The organism is Mammaliicoccus sp. D-M19, assembly GCF_022386695.1.
Lineage (GTDB): Bacteria > Bacillota > Bacilli > Staphylococcales > Staphylococcaceae > Mammaliicoccus > Mammaliicoccus sciuri.
On the sequence record NZ_JAJNHW010000001.1, the window covers coordinates 643,770 to 659,303 of the forward strand.

Annotated in this window: 14 protein-coding genes; all 14 read right to left on the bottom strand. The window is 32.2% G+C overall.

Annotated features, from left to right (window positions below):
* Positions 1-8 precede the first annotated feature (8 nt).
* The 14 genes from lgt to LQ675_RS03405 all read right to left on the bottom strand — a co-directional run bounded on the left by lgt (position 9) and on the right by LQ675_RS03405 (position 15,423).
* Positions 9-827, bottom strand: a complete 819-nt coding sequence (gene lgt / locus LQ675_RS03340) for a prolipoprotein diacylglyceryl transferase (RefSeq protein WP_048539911.1) — start codon at positions 825-827, stop codon at positions 9-11.
* Positions 827-1,759: an HPr(Ser) kinase/phosphatase gene (gene hprK / locus LQ675_RS03345; RefSeq protein WP_048539912.1), complete on the bottom strand. Its 933-nt coding sequence runs from the start codon at positions 1,757-1,759 to the stop codon at positions 827-829. The genes lgt and hprK overlap by 1 nt, the downstream gene beginning before the upstream one ends.
* Before the next feature lie 132 nt (positions 1,760-1,891).
* Entirely contained in the window at positions 1,892-2,218 is a 327-nt protein-coding gene (locus LQ675_RS03350; protein WP_048539913.1) for an SHOCT-like domain-containing protein, read from the bottom strand.
* A 17-nt stretch (positions 2,219-2,235) separates the two neighbouring features.
* Entirely contained in the window at positions 2,236-5,070 is a 2,835-nt protein-coding gene (uvrA, locus tag LQ675_RS03355; RefSeq protein ID WP_075577742.1) for an excinuclease ABC subunit UvrA, read from the bottom strand.
* 5 nt (positions 5,071-5,075) lie between these two features.
* Positions 5,076-7,058, bottom strand: coding sequence for an excinuclease ABC subunit UvrB (gene uvrB / locus LQ675_RS03360; protein WP_048539915.1), 1,983 nt, complete (start codon positions 7,056-7,058; stop codon positions 5,076-5,078).
* 132 nt (positions 7,059-7,190) lie between these two features.
* The gene (locus LQ675_RS03365) at positions 7,191-7,421 is read right to left on the bottom strand and encodes a DUF2198 family protein (protein WP_025904530.1); all 231 of its coding nucleotides are present in this window, start codon (positions 7,419-7,421) and stop codon (positions 7,191-7,193) included.
* Positions 7,422-7,429: 8 nt separating this feature from the next.
* Positions 7,430-8,080 (bottom strand): HD domain-containing protein, encoded by a 651-nt coding sequence (locus LQ675_RS03370; RefSeq protein ID WP_025904529.1) that lies wholly within the window; start codon positions 8,078-8,080, stop codon positions 7,430-7,432.
* Entirely contained in the window at positions 8,080-8,655 is a 576-nt protein-coding gene (locus LQ675_RS03375; RefSeq protein ID WP_048539916.1) for a TlpA family protein disulfide reductase, read from the bottom strand. Before LQ675_RS03375 ends, LQ675_RS03370 begins: the two co-directional genes overlap by 1 nt.
* A 123-nt stretch (positions 8,656-8,778) precedes the next feature.
* A complete protein-coding gene (locus tag LQ675_RS03380; protein ID WP_048539917.1) occupies positions 8,779-9,663 on the bottom strand; it encodes a LysM peptidoglycan-binding domain-containing protein in 885 nt (294 codons plus the stop codon).
* 320 nt (positions 9,664-9,983) lie between these two features.
* Positions 9,984-10,304, bottom strand: coding sequence for a c-type cytochrome (locus LQ675_RS03385; RefSeq protein WP_048539918.1), 321 nt, complete (start codon positions 10,302-10,304; stop codon positions 9,984-9,986).
* Positions 10,305-10,447: 143 nt separating this feature from the next.
* Positions 10,448-11,558, bottom strand: a protein-coding gene (gene prfB, locus LQ675_RS03390; RefSeq protein ID WP_103354192.1) for a peptide chain release factor 2 whose coding sequence is annotated in 2 segments (ribosomal slippage) — positions 10,448-11,485 and positions 11,487-11,558 — 1,110 coding nt in all. Because the reading frame shifts where the segments join, the coding sequence is not laid out codon by codon here.
* Between the two features lie 12 nt (positions 11,559-11,570).
* The gene (secA, locus tag LQ675_RS03395) at positions 11,571-14,102 is read right to left on the bottom strand and encodes a preprotein translocase subunit SecA (RefSeq protein ID WP_048539920.1); all 2,532 of its coding nucleotides are present in this window, start codon (positions 14,100-14,102) and stop codon (positions 11,571-11,573) included.
* A 166-nt stretch (positions 14,103-14,268) separates the two neighbouring features.
* A complete protein-coding gene (gene hpf / locus LQ675_RS03400; RefSeq protein WP_025904523.1) occupies positions 14,269-14,841 on the bottom strand; it encodes a ribosome hibernation-promoting factor, HPF/YfiA family in 573 nt (190 codons plus the stop codon).
* A 48-nt stretch (positions 14,842-14,889) separates the two neighbouring features.
* Positions 14,890-15,423, bottom strand: coding sequence for a ComF family protein (locus LQ675_RS03405; protein ID WP_172965075.1), 534 nt, complete (start codon positions 15,421-15,423; stop codon positions 14,890-14,892).
* Between the last annotated feature and the right edge of the window lie 111 nt (positions 15,424-15,534).

Here is a 15,534-nt window from a genome sequence, read left to right on the forward strand (position 1 = left end):
CTTTCACATTAGTTATGATAATAACCTTTAACATCTCTGAATTTTTTCGGATTATAACGTACTCTTCTATATATAATACAAGCAATAGAAACAACAATAATTACAATAGAGATAACTTGAGCAATTCTTAAATGTTCAGTAAGCATCAAGCTATCCGTTCTTAAACCTTCTATATAGAATCTACCAATTGAATAATAAATTAAATAAGCAAAGAATGTCTCCCCAATTTTCAATTGAGGTCTAATGAGTAATAAAATGACAAAGCCGATTATATTCCAAATAGATTCATATAAGAATGTTGGTTGGTAATAAATACCATCTATTTGCATATGGCTAATGATAAATTCAGGTATATGTAAATTTTCAAGGAAACTACGTGAAACAGGTCCACCGTGAGCTTCTTGATTCATAAAGTTACCCCATCTACCAATCGCTTGTGCTAAAATAATACTTGGCGCAACAATATCAACCATTTGGAAGAATGATAAATTCTTTTTACGACATATGATGAAACCTGTTAAAAAGGCACCAATCAATCCACCATGAATAGCTATACCACCATTCATAATAAGTGGTATCTCTGCTAAATGTTGACTGTAATAATCCCATTCAAACGCTACGTAATAAATACGTGCACAGATAATTGCCATTACGACACACCATATAATTAAATCTATAAGTGATTCTTCTTTTATTCCAACTTTTTTAGCAGTTCTTTGTGCGATAAGATATCCAATTAATATACCTGAAGCTATGATAATACCATACCATCTTATTGCTAGCGGCCCTAATTGTATGGCTACGGGATCAATGCCTAACACTTCCATTATTCATTCTCCTTACGTGCATTTTTCAAAATTTCTGCATTAAGACGATTATTAAACTCTTCAGCAGTATTAATACCCATATTATTTAAACGGTAGTTCATTGCAGCAACTTCAATGATGACTGCTAAGTTTCTACCAGGTCTAACAGGAATTGTCTTTTTAGTTATTTTTGAATCTAATATTTTTAAAGTTTCTTCATTCAATCCAACTCTGTCATATATTTTTTCTTTGTTCCATGTTTCTAAATTGATGTTTAACTTGATTCTTTTCTCCATCAAGATAGATCCCGCACCAAATAAAGTCATAACATTAATAATACCAAGACCTCGTATTTCAAGTAAATGTTCGATGATCTTAGGTGCTTTACCAATTAATTCATTTTTATTGATTTCTTTAATTTCAACATTATCATCAGCAACAAGTCTGTGACCTCGTTTAACAAGTTCTAATGCAGTTTCACTTTTACCGACACCACTATCACCAGTAATTAATACACCTACACCGTAAACATCTACGAGTACGCCATGTAATGATGTTTCAGGTGCTAGTTCACGTTCTAAATATCCGGTTACTTGCCCCATCAATTTAGTCGTTGAAGACTCACTTTTTAAAAGTGGTGTGTTGTTTTCATTACAACTTTGAATGAGTTCTTCTGGTGCATCTAGGCCTCGTGTGATAATGATAGCTGGTGTTTCGGGTCTACACAATTTAGCCATTCTACCTTTTTTCTCTTCATCAGGCAACAAATTATAAAATGACAACTCAGTTGTGCCTAATACTTGAATTCTATCTGATGAATAATGTGAAAAATACCCAGCCATTTCTAGACCAGGACGTGATATATCTGTTTCTGTTACTTTACGATGTAAGCCATTTTTCCCGGCAATAACTTCCAAATTAAATTGCTCTATTAATTTACTACTTGATATCATAGGGTTCACCTCTAGGTTAATATATGTTAATTCTAATGAACTTTAACCTTAACTGCAATCATTATCAATATTACAACAGTTTCAGCAAATATAAAAACCCTAGAAACTTTTTATCGTTTCTAGGGTTAAAAATTAAATATCTTTGTTTTGGTCGTTATTTTTGTTGAAATTTCTAATGATATTTCTTAATGATTCATCTAATTGTTGAATAGGATCTTGACCTGATCCTTCATTATCCTTAAACTGCTTTTCAAATTCAGTTTTACCTGATTTGGCAGTTGTCTTAAATTTATCTAATAAGTCTTCAAATAAATTTTCTACATTTTCTTTAGATTTCTTATCAAAAGGTGATGATGATTTTTGATTATTCGATGTTGCATCAAGTAACTTCACCGCTTCATCAACAGTAATTTTCCCACCTTCAATAAGGTCTAAAATTTTTAATTGTACTTCGTTCATAAATAACCCCTCCTGGTTTATGATCGATCTCGTTCTAAAATTGGTTTTAAATATTTACCAGTATAAGATGCTTCTACTTCAACAATGTCTTCTGGTGTTCCAGTAGCAATTATTTCACCGCCACCATCTCCACCTTCTGGACCTAAATCTATAATATAGTCTGCTGTTTTAATGACATCTAAATTATGTTCAATAATGATAACAGAGTCGCCATTTTCAACGAGTCTATTTAACACACTTAATAAACGTTTAATATCATCTACATGTAAACCTGTTGTTGGTTCATCAAGTATATATAAAGACTTACCATTAGATCGTCTATGAAGTTCTGAAGCAAGTTTCACACGTTGTGCTTCACCGCCTGATAAAGTTGTTGCAGGCTGACCTAGTTTAACATATCCTAAACCAACATCTACTATTGTTTTTAATTTTCTATTTATCTTAGGTAAACTTTCGAAAAAGTGATAAGCATCTTCTACTGTCATTTCTAATACATCAGAAATACTTTTTCCTTTATAAGTTACTTCTAATGTTTCTCTATTATAACGTTTTCCATCACAAACTTCACATGGTACGTATACATCTGGTAAGAAATGCATTTCAATTTTAATGATTCCGTCACCTTTACAAGCTTCACAACGGCCACCTTTAACATTAAAACTGAATCTTCCTTTTTGATAGCCTCTCACTTTTGCCTCATTCGTTTGGCTAAATACATCTCTAATATCATCAAATACGCCTGTATAAGTTGCGGGGTTTGAACGTGGCGTTCTACCAATTGGTGATTGGTCAATATCTATAATTTTTTCAATTTCATTTACACCTTTTATAGATTTATGTTCACCTGGTTTTGTTTTCGTGTTATACAATTGTTTTTGCAAACCTTTGTACAATACTTCATTTACTAATGAACTTTTACCAGAACCTGAAACACCTGTTACACATGTCATAACTGATAATGGGAAGTCTACATCGACATTTTTCAAGTTATTACTTGTCGCACCTTTAACAGATATTTTACGTTTCGTGATTTTTCTTCGTTTAGACGGTACAAAGACTTTCTCTTTACCGCTTAAGTATTTACCTGTTAAAGATTGTTCATTTGCCATAACTTCTTCAGGTGTACCACTCGCAACTACTTCACCACCATGTACACCTGCTTTTGGACCTATATCAATTAAATAATCCGCCGCTTTCATCGTGTCTTCATCATGTTCAACGACAATTAATGTATTACCCATATCTCTCATAGATTTCAATGTATCAATTAATCGATCATTGTCTCTTTGATGTAAACCGATAGAAGGCTCATCTAGCACATATAACACACCTGATAACCTAGAACCAATTTGAGTTGCCAGTCTGATACGTTGTGCTTCCCCACCAGATAATGTACCTGATGCTCGATTGAGTGTTAAATATTCTAAACCTACATTATTTAAGAAAGATAATCTTTCATGTATTTCTTTTAAGATGAGCTTCGCAATTTTACGTTCTGTTTCATCTAAATCTAGATTATCAAAATGTTTGATTGCATTATAAATTGAATACCTGACTACTTCACCGATATGTTGGCCATCTACTTTGACAGAAAGTACTTTTTCATTTAAACGATAACCATCACATGTTTCACAAGTTTTTTCTACCATGTATTTTTGCATCACTTCTCTAACGTATTCAGATGGTGAATCATGGTAACGACGTTCAATATTATTCAGTACACCTTCAAAAGCCATCGTTCTCTTTCTTTCTGTTTTAACGCCATAATCTTGATTGAATTTAAATTCTATTTCATCATCATGACCTCTTAAGACGATGTTCTTTTCTTTTTTCGTTAATTTATTAAATGGTTTATCCATGTGAATATTAAAATGTTCACAAGCTTGTTTTAATAAAGTTGGATAATAATTAGAACTGATTGGCTGCCATGGTAAAATTGCACCTTCATTTAAACTTAAAGTCTTATCTGGCACAACCAAATCAATATCTACAGTTAGTTTACTTCCTAATCCATCACAAGATGGACAAGCACCAAATGGATTGTTAAATGAGAACATTCTAGGTTCTAATTGATCTACTGAGAAACCACAAATAGGACAAGCATGGTGTTCAGAAAATTTAATTTCATCACCATCAATAATATCAGCAACTGCATTACCATCAGCTAATTCTAGCGCTGTTTGTAATGAATCAGCTAACCTCGCTTCAATACCTGGTTTAATGACAAGTCTATCAATCACGACATCAATAGAATGATTTTGATTTTTGTTTAAATCTGGAACATCATCTACATCTAAAATATCGCCATCTACTTTTAACCTTGCATAGCCTTTTTTAGCAATGTCTTCGATTAATTTCTTATGTGTACCTTTACGTCCTGAAACGATTGGTGAAAGAATTTGTATTTTTGTTCTTTCTTCTAACTCCATGACTTGATCGACCATTTGTTGAACCGTTTGTGATTTAATTTCAATACCATGGTTTGGACATATTGGTCTTCCAACTCTCGCATATAATAATCTTAAATAATCATATATTTCAGTTACGGTAGCAACAGTTGATCTTGGGTTTTTACTTGTTGTCTTTTGATCGATTGATATAGCTGGAGAAAGACCATCAATTAAATCTACATCTGGTTTGTCCATCTGTCCTAAAAATTGTCTCGCATATGCACTTAATGACTCTACATATCTTCTTTGACCTTCTGCATATATCGTATCAAATGCTAAAGACGACTTTCCTGAACCAGATAATCCAGTCATAACAACAAGTTGATCTTTAGGTATTTCTATATCTATATCTTTTAAATTATGTGCTCTTGCACCTTTTACGATGATGGATTTGTTTTTCATCTCAGTCACCTTTCTGCTTTTAGTTCAAATAATATATCTCTTAGTTCAGATGCACGCTCGAAATCTAAATCTTTCGCAGCATCTTTCATTTCTTTTTCTATGCGCTCAATTGTCTTTTCTCTTTCTTTTTTCGTAAGTTTCTTAGGCGCTTTTTTAGTATCTTTTTCGGTTACTTCATCCGTTTCTACTGTTGCTGATATGACATCACGTATTTTCTTATTAATTGTTTGTGGTGTTATATTGTGTTCTTCATTGTACGCTTCTTGAGTAGCACGCCTTCTACTTGTTTCATCTAATGCTGTTCTCATAGAATCTGTAATTTTATCAGCATACATAATAACTTTACCTTTATCATTACGTGCAGCTCGACCAATCGTTTGAATCAACGAACGCTCTGATCTCAAGAAACCTTCTTTATCTGCATCTAAAATCGTCACAAGCGAAACTTCTGGGATATCTAAACCTTCTCTTAGTAAGTTAATCCCAACTAATACATCATAAACACCCATTCTTAAGTCTCTAATGATTTCTATTCTTTCTAATGTTTTTATTTCTGAGTGTAAATAATTCACTTTAATGCCGGCTTCTTTTAAATAAGTCGTTAAATCTTCACTCATTTTTTTAGTTAATGTTGTAATTAATACACGTTCATTTCTTTCTATTCTTTCATTAATTTCAGCCATTAAATCATCTATTTGATTTTCACTTGGTCTGACTTCAACAATCGGATCTAACAAACCAGTTGGACGAATAATTTGTTCGACCATTTCATCAGTATGTTCAATTTCATATGGTCCTGGTGTTGCTGAAACATAAACCAACTGTTTCGTTTTTTCTTCAAATTCTTCAAATTTAAGCGGTCTATTATCTAAAGCACTTGGTAGTCTAAAGCCATGTTCTACTAAAACATTTTTTCTCGCTTGGTCACCATTATACATGCCTCTAATTTGAGGAAGTGTTACATGAGATTCATCAATCATCACTAACCAATCATCACCAAAGTAATCTAATAAAGTATATGGTGTAGAACCTTTTGGTCGTAACGTTAAATGTACAGAATAGTTCTCAATGCCTGAACAAAAACCCATTTCTCTCATCATTTCTAAATCATAATTCGTTCTTTGTTCAAGTCGTTGAGCTTCTAAAAGTTTATTTTCTTTTCGAAGTTCTGCCAATCGTTCTTCAAGTTCTTTCTCAATACGCTCAATCGCAACTTTCATTTTTTCTTCACGTGTTACGAAGTGAGATGCGGGATAAAATAGAAAATGTTCTCTTTCAGCAATAACTTCACCTGTTAAGTAATTCACTTCTCGAATTCTATCGATTTCATCTCCAAAGAACTCCACTCTGACACATAGTTCATCACGTGATGCTGGAAATATTTCTACAACATCTCCTCTAACTCTAAATGTCCCACGTCTAAAATCTATATCATTACGTGAATATTGGTTATCAACAAGCTTTCTTAACAGTTCATTACGTTCCATTTCCATACCAACACGTGTACTTACAACTAAGTCTTTATATTCTTCTGGATTACCTAAACCATAAATACAGCTGACACTCGCAATAACGATAACATCATCTCGTTCAAACAATGCACTAGTAGCTGAATGTCGAAGTTTATCAATTTCATCATTTATAGAGGCATCCTTTTCAATAAAAGTATCCGTTTGAGGTACATATGCTTCAGGTTGATAATAATCATAATAACTTACGAAATATTCTACTCTATTCTCAGGAAAGAATTCTTTAAACTCACTATATAGCTGTCCAGCCAACGTTTTATTATGTGCAATGATCAATGTTGGTTTACCGACTTCTTTAATGACATTACTCATCGTAAACGTTTTACCTGTACCTGTCGCACCTAGTAAAGTTTGATGTCTCTTGCCATCATTAATGCCTTTTACAAGAGATTTAATCGCTTCTGGCTGATCACCTTGCGGAGAGTAGTCAGAATGTATTTTAAAAGGAAAATGTTGCATAGGAACCTCCTCATTTTCTGTAATATATATATTTATTTTATCAAAAATTTGTAAAAATGACCAAACATTTGTTCGTTAATTTTAAAATTACATACAAATAAGAGGAAAAATCTAAATGATTATTCCTCTTATCTATCTTGATTCAATTTTATCTATTTTAAGTGTATCTACTATATAAAAGCCAGCTACTAAACTCAATACATCTAACAACATAATGAGCTCATTATTAAAAAAGCCTTTATAAACCGAAACACCAATTATAATACTGGATACAAGTAAACCAATCCATTTATTTTGAGCAATTTGCGTGAAAATAATAACCATTAAACAAGGAAGAAACAAAGCTAGAATCGGCCAAATCATTCAATTCACTAACTCCTTTTTGTTTCACGTTTCTCAAGTATCGTCATTGTTATCTCTCTTAACTCTGAACGTGGTATAAATTTTTCTTGTAACATATCAGGTATAATATGTTGAATAAAATCTTGTACAGATGCTAAATGATCAAATTGCATGATGGTTTCCAATGAACTTTCATAAATTTCGAAGAATAAAGGTTCTGGATTTCTCTTCTGAATTTCACCAAAAGATTCATACAATAAATCAATTTTATCAGCAACACTTAATATTTGCCCTTCTATACTATCATCTTTACCCTCTTGTAGTCTATGTCTATATATATCTTGATATTGCTCAGGAAATTCTTCTGTTATAAATTTATCGATCATCTCTTCTTCAACTTGAGAGAATAATTTTTTAATTTCATAAGACGCATATTTTACAGGTGTCTTAATGTCACCTGTAAATATTTCAGGATAATCATGGTTCAAAGCTTTTTCATAAACAAGTTTCCAGTCTATTTCTTGACCATTTTGTTCTTCTACTGTTGCTAAATATTGCGCTATTTTCGTTACTTTAAAGGAATGAGCTGCAACATTATGGTCTTGATATTTAAATTTACCTGGACATCTTACTAATTTCTCTAAATCAGACAAACTTTTAAAATATTGATGTACCCCCATTAAATTTCCTCCTTAACTTGTGTAACTAAGTTGTTTAGTGTCTTTTCAGATAATTCACCTAAATACACTTTTTTGATTTCGCCATTTTTATCTACAAATAAAGTTGTAGGTATATTATACGATTTGAACTTTTCAAGAAAATCATCTTGCGCAACGTAAACATCATAATTCACATTTACATCGTCCATTAATTGTTTAGCTGGTTTTCGTTTATCTTTAACATTTAAACCAACTAATTCGACACCTTTATCTTCATGTTTTGCATATTTTACAAGTTCAGGCATTTCTCGTTTACAAGGGTCACACCAAGAGGCAAATAAATTAATAACTGTAATATCATTTTTAGATGTTACCTCTTTTAATTGTTTTGATTTTTCAGTTGAAAAAACATTTACAGTTTCATTATTTACATTCATGCCTGTAGCTGGATGACTATTTTGAAACGATTGCTTCCCTTGTTGCTCTTTAAACTGTTCGTCCGTTTGAAACTTATTGATATCTAATACTTTATAAACACTGACACTAATAATCAATAACAAAAGTATAACTAATATGATTTTTAACCTTTTTTTCATGTTTTCAAACCTCTACACTAACATTTACGTTTATTATATCAACTATAATGATAAAAAAAAGCAAATAGTTAAAATTCTTAAATGGAATTAACTACTTGCTTATTTATTAAATTTCTATAAAAACTAATGAATATAATTATATGAACCAGCTGCTGATGCTGAAATTGTACGTGAAGATACAACGCCTACACCTTGGTAGTTCATTTCAGAAACTTGAATTGAACCATCTGAATTCACTTTATCTACATAAGCTACATGTCCATATCCACCAGCAGTTGATTGTAAAATTGAACCAGCTGATGGGCTGTTGTTTACTGTGTAACCAGCTTGAGCTGCTGCATTAGCCCAGTTGTTAGCATTACCCCAAGTATTACCTAAATCTGGACGTTTACTAAATGCATAGTACGTACATTGCCCAGAAGTGTATAAATTACTTCCGCCACCAGAATTTGGTCGGCTGTATGAAACAGGTTCTGTATATTGTGTTGATTGACTGTGATTAAATGTCGGTGCAACATAAGCAACTGAGTCTTCACTATTGTAAACATTACCATATGATGTTTGTTCAAATACGTATCTTAATAATGAATCTTCTTGAGCAGGAGATTCAGGTGCACTAACTGTCAAACTAGTAGGTTCAGCAGTTGGTTCTGAAGTTTCTGCTGCAACTTTTAATTCATCACCTACTAAAATTAGATCTGAAGATAAATTGTTCCATTCTTTTAAGTCTGATACATTAACATCAAATTTTTCAGCTATTTTGTTAAGTGTATCACCATCTTGAATTGTATAGATGTTATCTTCTAATACCTTTAATGTTTGTCCAACCTTAACATTTACGTCGATGTTATTTAAAGATTTAATTTCAGATACTGATGTTCCATATTCTTCTGCAATATTCTCTAATGATTGTCCTTCTTTTACTTTAATATCAGCTGCATAGGCAGATGAATTTGCTAAAGTTGTTAAAGCAGTTACAGATGCTAATGTAATGAAAGTCTTCTTCATGATGAAATATCCTCCCGAAGTGTATGTATTTACGTTTATATTTTTAATTTATATGATGTTCCTCAATTAATACTGGAAATAATATAGCACAATATCTTTCTCAATATTGTATTGTTACAAATCTGTAATATAAACGTTAACATTCTATAATTTTATAGATAAAAATGTTACTAAAGACTGTCATGTAGACATTTAAAAAGACAATGTTAATTATTTATACACAATTAACATCGTCTTTTTGATTTATCAATATTCAATTAAAATACTTATGTTTTAACAAAGTGAAATTTCCAATTTGTATGCAAAATGAATATAAATGATTATTTTTGTTTAGCTAACCATTTAGCAACTTCTTTTGCATCTTTTTCATCTACAACTTTGCTTGGCATATTGCCTTTACCTTCGTTGATAATTTTTTCAATATCAGACTCAGACATTTTGGCACCGACTTTTTTAAGTGATGGTCCAGATGCACCATCTAAATCTTTACCATGACATCCTACGCAAGAATTGTTTTTAAAGATTTTTTCCCCTTGTGAACTGTATTCTTCTTTGCTGCTATCATCGCTTGATTGTCCACATCCTACAAATACTAACGATGATAATGCTATTACAGAAATCATGCCCATTTTGATTTTCATGTATAACACTCCATTCATTTTATTATCAACTATATTTTACCATGTAAACCATCCTCTGACATCATTTTGTTCAATAATTCACAATTTAAATTATCATAAAAGAAACTAGGATATTAAAAATCATCCTAGCCTCTTACTTTAAATTATTTTTCGTTAATTTGACTTCTTAAATATGCATCGATAAATGGATCTAAGTCACCATCCATAACTGCATTCGTATTACCTGTTTCTTCATTAGTTCTATGATCTTTAACCATAGCATATGGATGAAATACGTATGAACGTATTTGACTACCCCATCCAATTTCTTTTTGTTCGCCTCTAATTTCATCTAAAGCTGCTGCTTGTTCTTCAAGTTCTTTTTGGTAGAGTTTAGCTTTTAACATTTTCATAGCTTGTTCTCTATTTTTAATTTGTGATCTTTCGTTTTGACATGTTACGACGATACCAGTTGGTTGGTGTGTAATTCGAACAGCTGAATCAGTCGTGTTGACGTGCTGTCCACCTGCACCAGATGCTCTATAAGTATCGACTGTAATGTCTTCAGAATTAACTTCTATTTCTATTTTTTCATTATTAAATTCAGGTGTTACATCACAAGATACAAATGATGTATGACGTCTTCCTGATGAATCGAATGGCGAAATACGCACTAATCTATGGACACCTTTTTCAGCTTTTAAATATCCATATGCATTATGACCTTTGATAAGAATTGTGACACTTTTAATGCCCGCTTCATCTCCAGCTTGATAATCTAACGTTTCTACTTTGAAGCCTTTTTGTTCTGCGAAACGTTGATACATTCTAAGTAGCATTGAACCCCAATCTTGAGATTCTGTACCACCTGCACCTGGATGCAATTCTAATATAGCGTTGTTTTCATCATGTTCACCATTAAGTAGCAGTTTCAATTCAAATTGATCGATGTCTGTTTGTAACGCTTTTAAATCCTGCTCAAGCATTTCGTGCATATCTTCATCATATTCTTCTTGTAACAATTCAACAGTTGTAAGCAAATCTTCAATCTGTTGATCTAAAGTATGAAAATCACCGACTACAGACTTTAATGCATTGTTTTTGTTAATGATGTCTTGTGCTTTATTTTGATCGTCCCAGAATGACGGATCAACCATCATTTCTTCGTATTCTTGAATGTTCGTCTCTTTATTTTCTAAGTCAAAGAGACCCCCTGATATTCATTAATTTTTCATTATTTTTATTTAATGTTTGTCTAATTTCCGTTAATTCCATAAAATTACTCCTTTATGCTTGACCATGACAGTTTTTATATTTCTTACCACTACCACATGGACATGGATCATTTCGGCCAACTTGTTCATCTTTTACGATTGGTTTTGGTTTAACTTTTTCTTTACCATCATTTGCACTCACATGTTTAGCTTCACCTATTTCAACTTGTTCACGTTCAACTTGTTCGCCACGATCAATTGTTGATTTAAGAATGTATTTACTTACTTCATCTTCTATTTCATTCAACATTGTTTCAAATAAATCCAAACCTTCATTTTGGTACTCTCTAAGTGGATTGATTTGACCATAAGATCTTAAGTGGATACCTGTACGTAATTGATCCATTGTATCAATGTGATCAGTCCATTTACGGTCTATTGTTCTTAACACAATCATACGTTCAAATTCAGACATTTGATCACCAAAGTCTTCTTGTTGAGCATTGTATTGTGTTTTAATTTTTTCTAATACAATTTCTACGATATCTTCATAATCTCTACCACGAATATCATCAACTTTAATTGCACCTTGTGGTAAATATGAATCTTCAATATATTGAACAAGCGCTTCAAAATCAATTTCTTCTTCATTTGTTGCGAAGTGATAGTTCACGCCACGCTCTAATGATGATTTAATCATGTCTTTAACAATGTCTTGTACATCATCTTTTTCGATAATATCATTACGTTCACCGTAAATGATTTCACGTTGTTTTCTAAGTACATCATCGTATTCTAATAAACGTTTACGTGCATCGAAGTTATTACCTTCAACACGTTTTTGAGCAGATTCTACTGCTCTAGAAACCATTTTAGATTCAATTGGTGTATCATCATTCATACCTAATTTACCCATTAAAGATTGCATACGTTCTGATCCGAAACGAACCATCAACTCATCTTGTAATGATAAGTAGAATCTACTTCGACCAACGTCACCTTGACGACCTGAACGTCCTCTTAATTGGTCATCGATACGTCTTGATTCGTGACGTTCTGTACCAATAACAGCTAAACCACCAAGTTCAACAACGCCTTCACCAAGCTTGATATCCGTACCACGACCGGCCATGTTTGTTGCAATGGTTACTGCACCTTTTTGACCTGCATTTAAAATAATTTCTGCTTCACGTTCGTGGTTTTTCGCATTCAATACGTTATGTCTAACGCCTTTTTTCTTTAATAGTTGTGAAATATATTCACTTGTTTCAACGGCAACTGTACCTAATAATACTGGTTGACCTTTCTTGTAGAGCTCGATTACATCTTTAACAACTGCATCAAACTTACCTTTTTGAGATGCAAAAATTAAGTCCGCTTCATCTTTACGTTGTATCGGTCTATTTGTTGGAATTTGCGTAACAGTCATATTGTAAATATTTCTGAACTCTTCTTCTTCCGTCTTAGCCGTACCAGTCATACCTGATAATTTGTTATACATTCTAAAGAAGTTTTGGAACGTAATAGATGCCATTGTTTTAGATTCATTTTGAATCTCGAGTCCTTCTTTTGCTTCAATTGCTTGATGCAAGCCGTCAGAGAATCTTCTACCTGGCATTGTACGACCTGTAAATTGGTCGACAATCATAATTTCTCCATCTTCAACAACGTAATCTTTATCTTTAAACATTGTTCTATTTGCTTTTAATGCAATATTAATATGATGCATTAAGTTAACATGTTTCACGTCAAACAGGTTATCAATTTTGAACATACGTTCAGCTTTATCAATACCTTGTTCTGTTAAAGTGATGGCTTTAGTTTTTTCATCATAACTAAAGTCATCTTCACCTTTAAGCATTTTTACAAATACGTTGGCTTGTGTATATAAAGTAGTCGATTTTTCTGCTTCACCAGAAATGATAAGTGGTGTTCTCGCTTCGTCAATTAAAATTGAGTCAACCTCATCAATGATGGCAAAATTAAGAGGTCTCATAACACGGTCTTTTTTATACGTAACCATGTTGTCTCTTAAATAATCAAATCCAAGTTCATTGTTTGTACTATACGTGATGTCCGCTGCATATGCTTCACGTTTTTGATCCGTATCCATTGAATTCAAATTAAGTCCAACTGATAAACCTAAGAAATTATATAATTGCGCCATTTCTTCACTTTGTGAACTTGATAGATATTCATTGACTGTAACAACATGAACTCCTCTACCTGTTAACGCATTTAAATAAACTGGCATTGTTGCTGTTAATGTTTTACCTTCACCAGTTTTCATTTCTGAAATATCACCACGATGAATGGCAATACCACCCATTATTTGTACTTTAAATGGTGTCATATTAAATACCCTAGTAGATGCTTCTCTTACGATTGCATATGCTTCAGGTAAAATTTTGTCTAAATATTTTTCTTGCTTTTTATAATCTTCTATTTCTGACAATTCTTTTTTGAATTGTTCTGTTTTCTCTCTTAATTGATCATCTGTTAATTTAGCAATTTCATCTTCTAAATTGATGACTTGGTCTGCTAATTTTCCGAGTGATTTAACAACTCGTTTGTTACCATCAGCTATTTTTGATAAAAAACCCATTTTGTTCTCTCCTTCAACTAGAAAACTAGTAATCTTACAACAATATATCATAACACGTTTATATCTCTTTTTACACTATTTAAGATTACCACCTCTGTACATGAAAAGCTATCAATAGCCAAAGAAACTGGTGCAGAAATTCTGCACCAGTTCGTGTGAATGATTTTTATTGTATTGAAGTTTCAATTAATCCATATTTACCATCTTTACGTTTATAAACGATGCTTGTTTCATCTGTTTCTGCATCAGTAAAGATGTAAAAATCATGTCCTAGTAAGTTCATTTGTAATACTGCTTCTTCAGAATCCATTGGTTTCAATGCAAATTGCTTAGAACGAATGATTTCAATTTCATTATCGCTATCATTCTCTTCAACTTCTTCAGGAGCAGCTGAATCTGCACTTACTGCAAAGACATCTTTATCTCGCCCTTTATCGCGATACTTTCTATTAACCTTAGTTTTGTACTTACGTACTTGTCTTTCGAGTTTGTTAGTTATTAAGTCGATTCCAGCATATAAATCTTCATGTCTTTCTTCAGCTCTCAAAGTAACATCTTTCAACGGAATAGTTACTTCAATTTTACTTCTAGAATCCTGATAAGTTTTGATTTTAACGTGGGCTATCGCCTCTGGGACATTAGTAAAATATCTTTCTAGTTTACTTACTTTGTCCTCAATATAATTTCTTATCGGATCAGTCACTGTGATGTTTTCCCCATGAATTTCAAATCTGATCATAAAACACCGACTCCTTTAACGCTCAATTTCTCTTGTGTTTCTTCCTACTTATATTTTATCATTATTTACCGCTCTTGCAAATGTTAAGGCATCTATTTTTCTGATTTTTCTAATAAATAAAAGTTCCGCTAATCGATGCATTGTTAACCCTGTTGTATAAATATCATCTACGAGTAATATTCTCTTATTTTCAAAGTCTATATCTTTATTTATTTTAAATGGATTATGCTGAGATGACCTTTCAATTTTAGTTAATTCAGATTGCTTTTTCCTTTCTTCAGTTTCAAAAACTTGTATATATTTAATTTTATGATTATCCAACACTGTTGTTACATGATCAAATGTACGCTGCTCTAACTTATTAGGATGAATGGGTGCCGGAATAACGTAATCATATCGCTTAAATAATTTAAGTGGTAATTGAAATACTTGATTGAGCGCAACATCTCCATTTAACTTATATTGTTGTATAAGCACTTTGACAAGACCATCATAGTCATAAAGCGTATAAAGTTGATTAATCAATGGATACTTATTCGAAAGCCACTGGCAATCTAAACAAGCATCCTCTTCTTCAGACATTATTTTTAAGCATTTTTTGCATCGTCTTGTTTGATGATTAAATGTTAATTGATTTGCACATTGCTCACATATTATAGATTGCTTTGAAAATAGATTTAACAAATCGATTAC